General features: G+C 43.7%; 15 protein-coding genes. 14 read left to right on the forward strand and 1 reads right to left on the reverse strand.

All coding sequences use genetic code 11. The features are described from left to right. The first annotated feature begins 23 nt into the window (after positions 1 to 23). Positions 24 to 1214 carry a trans-sulfuration enzyme family protein gene (locus IFO68_RS12760; RefSeq protein ID WP_192016225.1) on the forward strand — a complete coding sequence of 397 codons (1191 nt, stop codon included), beginning with the start codon at positions 24 to 26 and terminating at the stop codon, positions 1212 to 1214. Positions 1215 to 1219: 5 nt separating this feature from the next. Next, positions 1220 to 2083 carry a dienelactone hydrolase family protein gene (locus tag IFO68_RS12765; protein ID WP_192016226.1) on the forward strand — a complete coding sequence of 288 codons (864 nt, stop codon included), beginning with the start codon at positions 1220 to 1222 and terminating at the stop codon, positions 2081 to 2083. Here the strand turns inward: IFO68_RS12765 and IFO68_RS12770 are convergent. Then, complete coding sequence (locus IFO68_RS12770; RefSeq protein ID WP_192016227.1) at positions 2064 to 3086, reverse strand: GlxA family transcriptional regulator; 1023 nt, start codon at positions 3084 to 3086, stop codon at positions 2064 to 2066. The genes IFO68_RS12765 and IFO68_RS12770 overlap by 20 nt on opposite strands. Before the next feature lie 133 nt (positions 3087 to 3219). Between IFO68_RS12770 and IFO68_RS12775 the strand changes: the two genes are divergently transcribed. The 12 genes from IFO68_RS12775 (at position 3220) to IFO68_RS12830 (ending at position 14984) form a co-directional block, all read left to right on the forward strand. Then, a complete protein-coding gene (locus IFO68_RS12775) occupies positions 3220 to 3753 on the forward strand; it encodes a GNAT family N-acetyltransferase (RefSeq protein ID WP_192016228.1) in 534 nt (177 codons plus the stop codon). Positions 3754 to 3834: 81 nt separating this feature from the next. Further along, positions 3835 to 4722, forward strand: coding sequence for a DMT family transporter (locus tag IFO68_RS12780; RefSeq protein WP_192016229.1), 888 nt, complete (start codon positions 3835 to 3837; stop codon positions 4720 to 4722). Positions 4723 to 5176: 454 nt separating this feature from the next. Beyond that, positions 5177 to 5566 carry a VOC family protein gene (locus IFO68_RS12785; RefSeq protein ID WP_192016230.1) on the forward strand — a complete coding sequence of 130 codons (390 nt, stop codon included), beginning with the start codon at positions 5177 to 5179 and terminating at the stop codon, positions 5564 to 5566. Positions 5567 to 5700: 134 nt separating this feature from the next. Then, on the forward strand, positions 5701 to 6168 hold the full coding sequence (locus IFO68_RS12790; protein WP_192016231.1) for a PhzA/PhzB family protein: 468 nt from the start codon (positions 5701 to 5703) through the stop codon (positions 6166 to 6168). Between the two features lie 97 nt (positions 6169 to 6265). Beyond that, positions 6266 to 6895, forward strand: coding sequence for an isochorismatase family protein (locus IFO68_RS12795; RefSeq protein WP_192016232.1), 630 nt, complete (start codon positions 6266 to 6268; stop codon positions 6893 to 6895). After that, positions 6888 to 8819: an anthranilate synthase family protein gene (locus IFO68_RS12800; RefSeq protein WP_192016233.1), complete on the forward strand. Its 1932-nt coding sequence runs from the start codon at positions 6888 to 6890 to the stop codon at positions 8817 to 8819. Before IFO68_RS12795 ends, IFO68_RS12800 begins: the two co-directional genes overlap by 8 nt. Further along, on the forward strand, positions 8804 to 9655 hold the full coding sequence (locus IFO68_RS12805; RefSeq protein ID WP_192016234.1) for a PhzF family phenazine biosynthesis protein: 852 nt from the start codon (positions 8804 to 8806) through the stop codon (positions 9653 to 9655). Before IFO68_RS12800 ends, IFO68_RS12805 begins: the two co-directional genes overlap by 16 nt. Positions 9656 to 9675: 20 nt before the next feature. Next, positions 9676 to 10305 (forward strand): pyridoxine 5'-phosphate oxidase C-terminal domain-containing protein, encoded by a 630-nt coding sequence (locus IFO68_RS12810; RefSeq protein ID WP_192016303.1) that lies wholly within the window; start codon positions 9676 to 9678, stop codon positions 10303 to 10305. Continuing rightward, on the forward strand, positions 10286 to 11386 hold the full coding sequence (locus IFO68_RS12815) for an acyl-CoA synthetase family protein (protein ID WP_192016235.1): 1101 nt from the start codon (positions 10286 to 10288) through the stop codon (positions 11384 to 11386). Before IFO68_RS12810 ends, IFO68_RS12815 begins: the two co-directional genes overlap by 20 nt. Next, a complete protein-coding gene (locus IFO68_RS12820; RefSeq protein WP_192016236.1) occupies positions 11386 to 12768 on the forward strand; it encodes an aldehyde dehydrogenase family protein in 1383 nt (460 codons plus the stop codon). The genes IFO68_RS12815 and IFO68_RS12820 overlap by 1 nt, the downstream gene beginning before the upstream one ends. 70 nt (positions 12769 to 12838) lie before the next feature. Next, the gene (locus tag IFO68_RS12825; protein ID WP_192016237.1) at positions 12839 to 13528 is read left to right on the forward strand and encodes a class I SAM-dependent methyltransferase; all 690 of its coding nucleotides are present in this window, start codon (positions 12839 to 12841) and stop codon (positions 13526 to 13528) included. Between the two features lie 25 nt (positions 13529 to 13553). After that, the gene (locus IFO68_RS12830) at positions 13554 to 14984 is read left to right on the forward strand and encodes an MFS transporter (RefSeq protein ID WP_192016238.1); all 1431 of its coding nucleotides are present in this window, start codon (positions 13554 to 13556) and stop codon (positions 14982 to 14984) included. Positions 14985 to 14987: the final 3 nt, after the last annotated feature.

The raw sequence follows: 14987 nt of genomic DNA on the forward strand, positions 1-14987 counted from the left end.
CAATGATGAAAGGAATAAAAAGCATGGAGCAATCAACCCGAGCAATACACATGGAGTTTCCTTCATTGGATGACTCTCATGCCGCGGCCATTGCCATGACATCGGCCTATGATTTTACGTCGGCGCAGGAAGCCAGTGACAGGTTCAACGGGGTGACAGAAGGGAATATTTACAGCCGTTTTACCAATCCATCGGTCGAACATTTTGAACGAAAGCTGGCCTCGCTGGAAAACGCGGAATCCGCCGTGGCCTTTGCTTCTGGTATGGCCGCTTATCTGGCGCTGGCAATGACGTTTCTAAAACAGGGCGACCATGTTGTGCTGGCCAGCGGTATTTTCGGAACCACTACCCACCTATTTCGTCAGTATTTCGGCCAGTTTGGTATCACGGCGACTTGTGTGGATCTTGATGATCAGCATGCATGGCAAGCCGCTATGTGTGATCGTACCCGCATGATTTTGGTTGAGTCTCCCACCAACCCACTGCTGAAAGTGGCGGATTTAACCTGGTTATCCGGGCTGGCAAAACGTAATAATGCCCTGTTGGTGGTGGATAACACTTTGCTGTCTCCGGTCAACCAGCGACCGTTAAACCATGGTGCCGATCTGGTGTTGCATTCAACCGGTAAATTCATGGACGGGCAGGGCAGAACGGTTGGTGGTGTCATCGCCGGACGTAAAGACGTGATCCAGCCATTGAAAAACTATTTGCGCAGTTCCGGAACTTGCATGAATGCCTTTACGGCTTGGGTGCTGAGTCACGGTCTGGACACGCTGACGGCCAGAATGACCATGCATGAACAGAACGCCAGAACGGTCGAAGCCTGGCTGCGTCAGCAGTCTTGTGTGAAGCAGGTCTTTTCCACCTTCAGTCATTCGCATCCGCAGGCCGAGGTGATTGCCAAACAGCAAACCGGCCACAGCCCGGTGATCAGTTTTGTTGTTGAAGGCGGTCAGAAAGCGGCCTGGCGGTGTATTGATGCGCTCAATCTGGTGGCCCGCTGTACCAATATTGGTGATACCAAATCTATGGTGACCCACCCGGCCTCGACGACCCACTGTCGGTATTCTCAGGAAGAGAAGCAGCAGTACGGTATTTCAGACGGCCTGGTCAGGTTGTGTGTCGGGCTGGAAGCCAGTCAGGATATCATTCAGGATCTCGGGCAGGCACTGGCTGCCTCTCAGGTAACACATTCACTCAGGGAAGTTGTATAGCTGTCATGATGAACACATTTCGTAATGCTGCGCTTTTGTTTGCCTCTGTGCTGGTATCCAGCACAGCCAATGCGGCGCAGAACCACACGCCAAACACTTTGTATAAACACAATTATGTGGCTTTTCAGTCCGGCCAATCAGCTGATAATCCGGTGACTGTGGCTGCACGTTTCACCAAACCTGACGGTATTGAGGCACCCCTGCCTGCGGTTATCATAGTGCACGGTTCTGGTGGTGTGGACGAACGCGGCGCACTCTACAGTCAGGTATTGAACAGGCAGGGTTTTGCTACATTAGAAATCGACATGTGGGCTGCCCGAGGGTTGGAAGGCGGGTTGTCTCGTCCGAAACATGTTAAAGAGACGCTACCGGATGTGTATGCGGCAATTGATTATCTGAAATCCCGCCAGGATATTAATGCCGGCGAACTGGGCCTTATTGGCTTTTCCTGGGGCGGTGTGGTTGCCATGCTGATGGCGGGCGAGCAGGAATCAGGCTCACTGAAAGCCTTGGTTGCCAACTATCCGGTGTGCTGGGCCTATAACAAGGTGTCAGGGTATCCCTTTACCGGCATTGCTGCAGACCGCCATTTGATGATCTTGTCAGGCGAAGAGGACAAATATGATGGTCCGGATGATTGCAAGACGCTGGTCAGCCAGTTGCCACAGTCTAACCAGTCCTTGGTGAAACTGGTGACATTGCCCGGTGCCACCCATGCCTTTGAGCTGCCCAGAGCAGAAAGTACCTTTTTTGATCCTTATGCTTTCCGGGGCAAGGGAGGGAATGTCCCTATCCGTTATAACCCGGAGGCCACCAAACATGCTCTCAAACTGGCGTCACAGTTTTTTGTTACCCAGTTGAGCGATTGAGCAGGTATCTCCCTGTACTTTCGGCCGCCGCGTCCACTTTAGCGGCGGATTCTTTTGGCAGGGTTTTATACTTTTTCTTCCAGGCGGCCCGCAATGAACTAGCCTGGGGGAAACCGGACTTAAACGCTGCCACTTCAATGGTGTCACCATTTTCAATGTAGCACTTGGCTTCTTCCAGCCTCAGTTCGACCAGATATTCCCTAATGGTCAGGCCGGTAGCGTTTTTAAATTCTCGCTGCATATGGCGGGAAGAGACCCGAAAGGCGTCGGCTATATCGGCCAGTGCCAGTTTTTCATGCAGTTTTGTCTGCAGGTAATCCTGAATGGAGTGTACCAGCGGTGAAATGTGGCTGCGAAAGCTGAGCTGTTTGGATATCTGTGGATCGTTTGCCATACGGCGACGATAGACCACCAGATCCCGTGCCACTTCCATAGCAAACCGGCTGCCGCTGATATCTTCGATGAGCTGAAGGGCCAGGTCAATACCGGCTGTTACACCTGCTGTGGTGTAGACCTGACCATCCTGTACAAAAATCCGTTCTGGCAACACGTCTGCAGCAGGGAATTGTTGCGACAGCGCCTCTGTGAGCTTGTGGTGCGTTGTCGACTGACGATTATCCAGCCAGCCAGCTAACCCCAGTAAAAAAGCCCCGGTGCAAATACCGAGAATCCGGGTATCGGCTTTCGGGGTATGCCTGAGCCATTCAATGCACCGCTCACTGGCCTGATTCCGGTATATCCCTTCATGGTATTTCGATGCACACACAACCACTATGGCATTATCAGGCAGAGAAGATGGCAAAGGTTGCATGCCACCGAGAGTGAGTCCCTGATGACTGCTCTGGGAATTTTGATCACTGATGAAATGCAGATTCAGATCCATGCCATAGCTGATGGCTTCATGAAAAGCCTGACAGGGGCCAGCCAGATCAAGTAAATGTACGTCAGGAGTCAGCAGGAAGTAGACATCAATCGGGATATTCTTTGGGTTGGCATGCTTCATTGCAATTCAGTCCATTGAAGGTGTATTCAGAAAACAATGTACCACCCAGCCAGACATAGTGACTAGTGCAATTAAAGGAATATGGTAGTCTTGGCCAATAATCCTATGATTTTATTCAATTTAAGGTCGAGATATGGAAATGGAGAAGGCCGCTGAACGGCATCTGGTGAAATATATTTCTTATGTTAACGAGTGTGCCGCCAATGGTATTAAACAATATCAGGCAGCAGTCAGTCATCCTGAAACGTACCTGAAAAGCAGGATAGCGCATGCCGAGGGTTTGGGTTTGCCAGAGGGCTGGCTACCTTCGACTACGTTTTTTTGCATCAGTCACGGTGAGATTGCTGGTGCGATTCGGGTCCGAACTGGCAGCAACGCTTATGTCGAAAATGTTATCGGACATGTCGGCTACGAGACACGCCCGACTGCCAGACGGCAAGGTGTCGCCAGTTTCATGCTGAACTGGGTATGCCGGCATTGTTGCTCTCAGCCTCTCATTATTACTTGCAGCGCTCAAAATACCGCCTCGCGAGGTGTCATAGAGCGCAATGGCGGCCGGTATTTAGGCTCCTATACCGATGTAGGGGGTAGCGAAACCATATTACGATATCAGTTAATGCCGATAATTACTGATATGTCTGAATATAAGGGTAGAGTGTCCGATTAGAGATATGTATTTCTAAGCTGACCTGAGACAATGAATACATACGTACAGCGTATTTTTCTACCATCTCAGCGAAGGCAGCGCATGATCTACTTATTTCCCTTATTGACGGTTTCAATTTGGGCAGGGAATGCCATTGTTAACAAACTTTCCTACAGCGTAATCGATCCGGGAGCGATCGCCTTTTACCGCTGGTTTTTTGCCATGCTGGCACTGACACCTTTTGTTATTACCTCTGTTATTCGTCAGTGGTCAAACATCAAACCGCATTTGTCGAAGCTGGCATTGCTGGCATTTCTGGGCATGGTGCTTAACCAGTCGCTGGGGTATTTTGCCGCACCGACCACCACAGCCACCAATATGGCGCTGATTATGTCACTGGTTCCTCTGATGAGCATGTTTCTGAGTGTACCTATTCTGAAACAAAAGCTATCGCCGCTGGCAATGGTGGGTGCTGTGCTGTCTCTTGGCGGGTTGGTATTGATGCTGAGCCACGGCAATCCGTCTCAGTTGCTCGCACAAGGCATTAATCAGGGTGATGGCTTACTCCTGCTGGCTGCGTTCGTGTATGCGCTTTACTGTGTGTTACTCAAACGCTGGGATATGCCCTTGAGTAACTGGCAATCTGTGTATGTTCAGGGCATGTTTGCCGTTCTGTTCCTCCTGCCTATGCTGTTCACCAGCCAGCGGGTGGCGATTACCGGCGATGCATTACCTCTGGTGTTGTTTGCCGCAATTCCTGCTTCTGTGATTGCACCCTGGTGCTGGATGAAAGGGATCAAAATGCTGGGCGCAGACAAAACAGCCATGTTCATGAACCTGATGCCAGTGATCACCGCTATCATTGCCAGTGTTGTACTGAATGAACAGCTGGAAGCGGTGCATTTGATCGGCGGCGGTATGGTGCTTTGCGGGGTGGCCGTCGCCCAATTGAGGCTGAAAGCCCGCCGGAGCAAACTGGTGACGGCATAATAGTGAATCAGTCAAATATAGCATTCAGAAAGGCAGCGGAAACGCTGCTTTTTTGTATCTGTACTGCACTGTTATTACTGTTGATTGCTGATAGCCAATTAAATATGAATTAAAAACTCCATCTAAGGTAACTCAGTTGAGCAGAAAGATCCGATGATGAATTAATTTTGATGTTGATCAAGATCCACTCGAGAATATCAAAAATATATTCCATATAGGGATAAAATTGATTCTGAGCTATTGAACATAAAGTGGTTAGTGTGACTTTTTCCACAAAAAACACTTAAATAAAATAGAAGTATAGAATAATTAACTTTTAAAACAACGACATATAGTGAGGTTATTGACTATAGATAATTCTATAGGCACTTTTTTGCATATTGACTATTGAAGTTGTAAATAAAGATGTTAAAGTTTCTCAAAATGTTAATAAGGCAATTTTGAAGGAATGACAATGGTTAATAAAAACGCACCAGCATCATTAGCTAACCTACATTTGATATATGTATCAGATGTCGAACGTTCAACAGATTTATATAGAGAACTTTTTAATGTTGAACCTGTTTTCAGTAGCCCACGTTATGTCGCGTTTCCTACTTCTGAATCCGGAAATGCATTATTTGCATTGTGGTCTGGCGGAGCCATACCCGATCCTGAAATCCAGAGGTATAGTGAAATCGGAATCATGCTGAAAACTAATGATGATGTGAATATTAAGTTTGAAACGTTAAAAGAAAATCCAAGTTTATCTATCGTTAAAGAACCTTATGATGAAGTATTTGGCCGAACATTTGTTGTAAGAGATCCTGATGGACACTTAATTCGTATCAGTCCTCTCGATTAATAGTCTTAATTTGGGTGTCAGTTGAATGGATCAATATTGATTTTATGATACCCAATTATTGTAATTTATTTCTTTTAGCTATCATCATTGATGAGTGGCCACTATTTTACACTCTTAATAAGTGAATATTGATTATGAATATTGAAGAAAATACGACACGCGAAAAAAACCGTGAAGTTGTCAGGAAGTATTTAGAATATACAAAAGGAAAATTGCGATTAGAACGACATAAATTGTACGCAGACGATGCACAAGGAGGACTTTGGACGACTGAAACCGGTCAACCGATTATCATTCGTGGTATTGAAAGTTTGGAGCGTCATGCGCATTGGTCTCTAGAATGTTTTCCTGATTGGGAGTGGTATAACATTGAAATTTATACGACGGATAATCCCAATCATATCTGGGTAGAATGTGATGGCAGAGGCATCATTCGCTTTCCGGGTTATCCAGAGAAATATTATGAGAATCACTTTATTCATTCATTTGAATTACAAGGTGGACTGATTGTCAGAAATCGAGAGTTTATGAACCCAATCATGCAGTTAAAAGCTTTAGATATTAGTGTTCCAAGAATAAAAAGAGAAGGTATACCTGCCTAATAATTTAATGCTTATTTTAATGTCGAGAAGATAAATTTAACGTTCATGATTGCCATACTTGATATCTTCAAGGAAATGGAGTTTAAAGGGATTTTCAATGTATAGGACTCTTAAGTCAGAACCATATAATGCGAACGATTTGATCCTTCCTTCTGATCAAGTTTTGAATTGGGATATTAATAAAAGAAGTTGCGCGCTTCTCGTACATGATATGCAAAAATATTTTGTGAATTCATTGCCGAAAGAGACTGCAGAAAATTTAGTGCCTGCAACTGAAAAAATCTTACGTTGGGCGAGAAAAAATAGCATCCCAGTTATCTATAGTGCGCAGCCAGGGCGAATGACACTGGAACAGCGTGGATTACTTGCTGATCTTTGGGGGCCTGGCATGCGGACCTGTGAGGAAGACCGGCGGGTGATTAATGAACTCACCCCACAGTCTGACGATATCGTATTAACGAAGTGGCGTTATAGTGCATTCTTTAATTCCGAATTAGAAGAAATACTTTCAGCGCGCGGTTGTGATTCATTACTGATTACGGGCCTATATGCATCGATAGGTATTCAGGCGACAGCCATTGATGCATTTACACGGGACATCCGTCCAATTGTTGTTGCTGATGCAACGGCTGATTTTACAAAAATAAGTCATCAGCAAGCTTTGAATTACATGTCAGACACGTGCGCAAAAGTCATATCAAAACTTGAGTTAGATAATTATGAGTAGTCTTCTATCTTCAATAATTTCAAATCCAGAAAAACCATTTGCTATTATTTATCGTCCCACAATTGACGCTGGAATGGTCAACATATTTAAGTGCAGTGTTGATAAGCATAAGGTCATTCATGAAGCCATAGAACAGACACAATCAAAATCAGACAAAAGCCTTTTGTTGCTGCCTTTCAGACAAGTCATAGAGAATGATTATAATGCAATAGACGATGAAATGCCCGTACTGAGTTTGGCAATTAAGGCTTCTGAAAAAATTCCTGTACATGAGTTTATTCATTCTATACCAGATTTTTCAGTTAACACAAATCATGAGCATTATAATTTAAACGATCAAGAATATAGTCGCCGGGTTCGTCATTTGATTGATAATGAAATTGGACAAGGTTCAGGGTCAAATTTTGTATTACAACGAAAGTTTCATGCAAATATTGATGAATATGAACCGTCAAAATTGTTCAGCTTATTCCGGCAATTATTAAAAACAGAAAGTTCAGCTTACTGGGTTTTTATGATCCAAACAGGTGAGCAATCGTTTATTGGAGCGTCCCCTGAACTCCACGCATCATTGAATGATGGTGAAGTGATGATGAACCCAATTAGTGGTACCTATGCTTACCCAACTAATGAACCGATGGATGAATCAATTCTGAGTTTTCTTTCATGCAAAAAAGAAATCGGAGAGTTATCCATGGTTGTAGATGAAGAACTAAAAATGATGTCTCGCCTCTGTGAAGCAGGCGGACAAGTAAGTGCATTGAAATTAAAGCAGTTGAGTCGTGTGGCGCATACAGAATATATTCTGAGCGGCCAAAGTGATGCGAGTATTGCTAAAGTCTTGAAAGAGACGTTGCCCGCACCAACTGTCACAGGGAGCCCAGTCCAAAATGCTTGTGACGTGATTTCGCGTTTTGAGCCTGAAGGACGCCGTTATTACAGCGGAGTCGTGGCATTCGTTGAGAAGCATGGTGAATCTACAGCACTGGATTCTGCGATCCTCATCCGTACGGCTGAAATCAGTCAGCAAGGTGAAGTGGAAATTACAGCAGGGGCGACCATTGTCAGAGATTCTATCCCGGTTAATGAAGCCAACGAAACACGGAACAAGGTAGCATCTTTGTACCATGCAATGTTCGGTGTAGATCAACGTTTGGGAGCCAAACAAGCTCATCGCTTACTAGATAAGCAAGCCATTTCGCTGAATGATATCCCGGGGGTTCAGGAGGTTTTAGCACGGCGAAGCTCAGAAAATTCGAATTTCTGGAGAACTGAACCCAAACAGCGAAATCGTCAGGATGACTGTTATCTTGGTAAAAAGGTTTTGATCATCGACGGTAACGATACATTTACATCAATGTTAAAGACGTTGTTTACCTCCGCAGGCGCTATTGCGACTGTTGTCAAAGTGGCAGAAGAGATAGATTTTACTACCTATGATCTGGTACTGGCGGGGCCGGGACCGGGAAATCCGGGAGATAAATCGGATAAACGCGTCTTTTTAATGAGGAAACTGATCAGCAGATTAATCGAAGCAGAACACCCATTTTTTGCTGTTTGTCTGAGTCATCAATTACTGGCTCAAGAGCTTGGGTTACCGATCATTCGTCTTAATCCGCCAAACCAAGGATTGCAGAAAGCCATCACTTTGGGGAACCAGAAAGAACTTGTTGGATTTTATAATACATTTTGTGTCACGGCAGATGATATGACAATCCTCAAAATGAAAGAAAGGGATATTGATTTATATTTAAATGAGACAACACATCATATATATGCTATCCAAAGCAGTCATTTTGCATCAGTGCAATTTCATTTGGAATCATTCTTAACGATTAATGGCCCACAACTTCTTGATTACTTTGTGAAGCCTCTCTTGAATTATCAGTATTTTAAGGAAGCAGAAGTATGCGCAGCCATCTAAATTTAGAATATGGTGTGTTTAATGCTTTTACACACTCGCCAATCTCTGGAAATCCTGTGGCAGTTTTTCATGAGTCTGAACAGTTGTCAGCATCATTCATGCAGTCCATTGCTAGTCAATTACAGTTATCTGAAACGACTTTTCTTCAGACGAGTCATGATAAAAAAAATGTGGAAGTTCGCATTTTTACACCGGTGAATGAATTACCTTTTGCTGGTCATCCATTAATGGGCACTGCTGCTGCATATGCAAGAAAGTACAACGTTAATGATTTTGTATTCCATACAAAAAAGGGGTCCGCATCTGTCTCAGTCAAACATATATCTGATGATGTGAGTGAAGTGGAGATGTCGGTTCCTCTTGCAACGTCACAACCCTTTTCTGAGAAAGAGAAATTACTAAAAGCATTAGGTTTGGAAAGATCTGAATTACCCATTGAAATTTATGATGCAGGTGCCAGGCATGTTTTGGTTTCTGTGAGTGATAAATCTGTGTTACATCAGATTAAACCCAATCATAGCGCGCTTGAAGCATTCGAAAATATGGCAATTAATTGTTTTTGCTGGGATGGAGATAGTATCGAAAATCGAATGTTTTCACCAGCCTATGGCGTTAAAGAAGATGCTGGTACGGGCTCTGTGGTATGGCCAATAGTGCAACACCTGATTCAATATGGCCAGTTTTCAGTCGATAAAAAACTGAGGATACTGCAAGGGACACAACTGAGGCGGCAATGTGAAATGTATGGTGAAATTAAATCTGATCAAGGCACCGAAACCCATGCAATATTATCCGGGGATGTTTATTATTTCTCGGACTGTAAAGCCAGAATTTAATTAATTTAAAGAGATAGAAAATGAGTAGACTTGAGTCATTAACAGGACGATTGAATTTACCATTTCCACAATATGATAATCCACCAGCCTCACCCAAAGAAATAATAAACCAATGGGTATGCCGAGCCCGATCTGGTGATGTTAGAGAACCTGATGCTTATACACTTTCGACATGTAATGCTGCTGGTGAAATAACAATGAGAACAATGTTTCCGATCGGAATAGACGGTGAGGTGATGCTATTTTCAACGCATAGTTGTAGCCGAAAAGGGAGTGATATCAGAGAGAGTGGTATCGCGAGTGCACATATTTACTGGCGTGAACTCGGCCGCCAGTTAAGTGTTTCAGGTACAATGAGTTTAGCGGATGAATCGATCGCTGAATCGGCATGGAATGCACGTGATGCTGCTTATGATCCTGTTTCTGTTGTGTCTCATCAAAGTGAAATTCTTAATGATATTTATTCATTTTCCAGAGATATCCAGGGATATGAAAATCAAGGGAAACAACCAAAGCCTGAACGTTTTGTTGTTTATGCGTTGAAAATTAATCGTTGTGAATTTTGGTCGGCAACCCAAGACCGTATTCATCAAAGATTAGTTTATACATTGACTGAAAAAGGATGGTACTGTGAAAGATTACAGCCATGATCTGAACGAAATGAATGAAATTGAAAATTTGAATAAATCTGAACTTTTTCTTCAGTCAATAATTATGTGGCATTTTTCTGAGGAGACAGGGTCTGAGTTCTGGTTGAAAATACGTCATGAGTTAGAGTTTGACCCAATTAAGGAAGTTAAAACTTTCAGCGATTTGAAGAAGTTTCCTGATTTTTCTGAACGTTTAAGAACGGTTCCTGTCGAGCAATTAATTCCACGTGGATTGAAAGATGATGAGAATTTTTCAGTTTATGAAAGTGGAGGAACCACTGGGGCACCTAAGTATGTGATAGCCTATGATGAATGGATTAATAATCTTGTAGACTGGCGTATGTCCTCTTATAAAAACCGTCCGGGTCGCCCTACAGGGAATACATTGGCTGCGGTTCCTACAGGGCCACATATTGTTGGTGCTATTAATAAAGTCCGAGCTAAAGCATTAGGTGGCGTATTTTTTTCGATTGATATTGACCCCCGCTGGGTAAAACAGTTGATCGCGAAAAGTGAAATGCAGTCAGTTCGGAGTTACTCATCTCATTTAGTTGATCAGATCAGAAATACGCTGATGTCTCAACATATTCGCTTTCTTGTCACCACTCCACCAATTTTGCGAGCCCTGCTCAAAGACGAATCTTTGGTAGAGCATATGCGGAAAACACTTGTTCAGATTACTTTAGGTGGAACAGAAATTGATCTGGATGAAGTTAAATTTATTGCAACAGAAATTTTGCCTGAATGTGAATTCAGCGCGAGCTATGGAAGCACTTCAGCATTAGGTGTTTCTCGTTCTTCACTGATTCATCGTGAGAGCTTATATGTGGAATACGACAATTATAGTCCGTTTATTACGTATGAAGTTGTCGATGCTGCAACACGAGAGCCCGTCAATTATGGTCAGCGGGGACAAGTTATTGTGTCTCATTTAAGCAGATATGCGTTTTATCCACGTGTTATTGAACGTGATACTGCGATCAGATTAGAAGGAAAACCGGGCCAAATTGGCGATAGACTGGCTAATATTTCACCCGTGCGTGTTGTCGAGGGTAATCAAGTGATTGAGGGTGTCTACTGATGGGCACAGAAAAGCTGTCTTTGTCCGAAGTGCCAACGATTAAAGCGATCACTCCTGTTAGCCAAGGCAATATCACACGTTACGTGACTGTTTCTGATATTACAGGTAAAGATTTCGCTCATTTAATTCAATTACCCAGAATGTTTATCATTCATGCAGTGAATACGCTTCGCAAAGGCAAACAACTAACGGCTGATGAGCGAAAAATTGCCTTAAAAAAAGCTGGTCAGCTTTTTCATTCAGGTACAGTCTGCGGGTTCAATCCGGACGATTATGTCAATCAAGTTGTTTCTGTCACCGGCTTACCAGAAGGAGTTGTAAAGAAGGCTCTTCAAAAGATTGGTGATGCCACCTCACATGCTTTTCGTGACTCAGCATTGGGTATCGCTAAAGGCGTCCCAGATGCTTACTCAGATCAGGTGAAACAAAGCGGTTGTGCGCAGGTTGTTCGAAAAGGGGCAGTATTAGCTGTCGTCGCGCCAGGAAATGGAACAGGGGTTCATGCGCTTTGGCCGCAGGCTATCGCATTGGGATATCGCGTTGTGATAAGACCATCAGAACGTGAGCCATGGACAGCGCAGCGATTAGTCCAAGCTTTGACTGAGTCTGGGCTTGCTGATTATGTTGTCATGTTGCCAACCGCTCATGACGGCGTTGAGGAAATCATTGAAGCGGCAGATCTGAGCATCGTGTATGGCGGAGAAGACACCGTGATTCGGTATGAAAACCGTTCTGATGTTCTGGTGCAAGGGCCAGGCAGATCCAAAATGGTGATTGGGGATGATTATCCTCAGCAAGATGCTTTCGAGCTTGTTTTTGAATCCGTCCTTGGTTTAGGGGGCGCAGCATGTGTCTGCACGAGCTGTGTCTTCATTGAAGGTGATGCCGCAGCGTTTGCCCGTGCTTTTCAGGATTATGTGTACAATCGGCTGCAGGATCCGCAAGAGAGAGAGCGTTATCTTCCTCAATTGTCATCTCACCGTTATGACTGGTGGTTACAGCAAGTTGAGCAGTATCAGGGTTTTATATTCAGTAAGCCGGAAGTGTTTTCACTAAAATCGGGCACCAGACAAGTCATGCCATTGGTCATGCTGGCTGATTCAACAGATCAGCCCATCGTCCAACTTGAATTGCCTGTTGCATCGGTGACATTTGTGCCATTTCAACATCAGGCGTGTTTATCATTTTTAGCGCCAGCACTTGTTGTCTCGGTTGCGACAAAGAAAGCGACTTTGATTCAGTCGATCAGTGAGATCCCGGAGATTAGAAACCTATACATTGGTCAGGTTCCTACAATCTGGATGCAAGCCCATGTCCCTCATGATGGGTATATTGCTGAGTTTTTAACACGGTCAAGGGGGTATCGAGTCGATTTTGGTTGAGCGGTAAGTTTTATTCGATGCTTCGTATCAGAAGTTTAATTTCAATTGAGCATTTAATAGCGAATGATGTATGAATAACCCAACAGTAAATGAATTTGATAAAGCGGATTTTCAAGGTGTTTACGAAGGTAAAACATTAATAAGCAGTGCAGAAATAACTGCCGTTCCTTGGGATATTGGTCAACCACAACCGGTAGTTCAGGGTATTCTGGAAAAAGGTAAGAAAAACAGGTTGCTGGATGTTGGTTGTGGATTGGGCCTGAACGCGAAGCAAGCGAATGATTTGGGATATCAGGTCACTGCGATTGATAGCGCAGCAAAAGCGATTGAACATTGTTTAAATGTTCATCAGGAGACAGCCATTCAATTTCAATTAGCGAATGCTTGCGATACAGGTCTCAATGAAAAATTTGATATTATCTTAGACTCAGCTGTTTATCATTCTATTCCATCGAGTGACAGAAGCGCTTATATGAAAGAAATGCGGCGTTTGGCGCATGATGACGCTGAATTTCATTTAATCACATTTGCGCCATCACAACATGGAATGCCGAAACCTTTAGCAATTGAATTGTCAGAGATTATACAATTGGCCGAAATAAATGACTGGGCAATTCAATTTGTTGAAAGGGTGACATATAAAGGAAATGCAGGGGCTATTTCTGATTTCCAAAAGAAAAAGAGCCTCAGCATACTTACTGATGAAAATGGATTAACTTGTTTACCAAGCTGGCACGTTATTCTCAAAGTAAAAATCTGAAAACTCACTGAACTAGGATCTGAATATGAGTCAGAATAAAATGGCCTTTGGTGGTCTGTGTCTTGGATTTTTTATCGTGATGATGGATACAACCACTGTACCATTGATTTATACATCATTAATTAAAGACTTTGGTGTAACCCCTGCGATGGCTGCGTGGGTGAATAACAGCTATTTAATTGCTTATGCAGCATTTCTGCTATTGGGTGGGCGCCTTGGCGATGCATACAATCGAAAAATTCTGGTATCGAGCGCATTACTCCTCCTCTCATTTGGCGCTTTGCTCAGTGGTTATGGAGAAACGTTAAATCAGGTCATCATAGGTCGTGCCATCATGGGTGTTGGTGCTGGTTTATTAACACCTCAAAGTATGGCTTTTATTTCCATTATCTTTGCTGAAGGTGGCAGGGGAAAAGCATTTGGTATCTGGGGTGCTGTGGCAGGGATAGCGACGGCAACAGGCCCGGTTGTGACGCAATTCTTCTTACAGGTGTCTGACTGGCGATGGGTTATGTGGATTAATATACCTGTCGCTATGATTGGACTGTTGGTGACATCAATCTATTTACCAAAGACAGAAGGGAATGGCCTGAAGTTGAAAGAGTTCGTGTTTAACGGATTATTCAGTTTTTCTATTGCCATTGTCATTCTCAGTTTACAACTGATTCATGAGAGTGCTGAAAACATCTATAAGGTTCTGGCGTTTTTAGCGCTTGGTGTTTTAGGCACATTCTGGTTATTAAGACATGAGATTTCTCATCGGTCTGCATATGTTTTACCTTTTGAAATCTGGAAAGACAGAAAATTTATGAGAACGTGTCTTATCTCAGGTTTATTAGGTTTAGGACTGACGTCTCTTTATTTGCCGCTGGCCTATCTCATTGAGTTAAGAATGAATTTTGGTCCTGTTTTTATCAGCATCATAATGGTGACAATTGCGTTGGCGAATGCGGTCGTCGGGCCAGTTGCAGGCAGTCTTTCGGATAAAATAGAACCTGAAGTAATTATTCGTTATGGCCTTTTATCGCTTGCTTTCTCTGCTTTGCTCTTAGGGGGGGTTGGTCTCACTATGGCAGGCGGATTGAATGCATTTGTCATGACGGTGATCGCAATGACTTTTGCAGGAATAGGAACGGGTTTGGCTTTTGCACCTTTGGCAAACCTCGCTTTAAGAGATATATCACCGCAGGTTATTGGTCGCGCTGCTGCATTTTTTAATAGTACACGTCAATTATTAAGTGCACTTGGGAGCGTCATTGTTGCATTGCTTTTTGATTATATGGTTCGAAATAATCAGCTATTTGGTCTTACCGAAGGAAATGCTTTACAGCCCTATTCTCCAGTCGTCGCTTATGCAGCTTTCGCTTGTTTACTGGTCATCGCTGGCTGTGTCGGCCTGGGCGCTTGGTTATCTCGTGAGCATACAGAAACGGAAAATGAAACGGTGCAAAGTTAAGAA

The sequence above is a fragment of the Photobacterium arenosum genome (genome assembly GCF_014841115.1).
Lineage (GTDB): Bacteria > Pseudomonadota > Gammaproteobacteria > Enterobacterales > Vibrionaceae > Photobacterium > Photobacterium arenosum.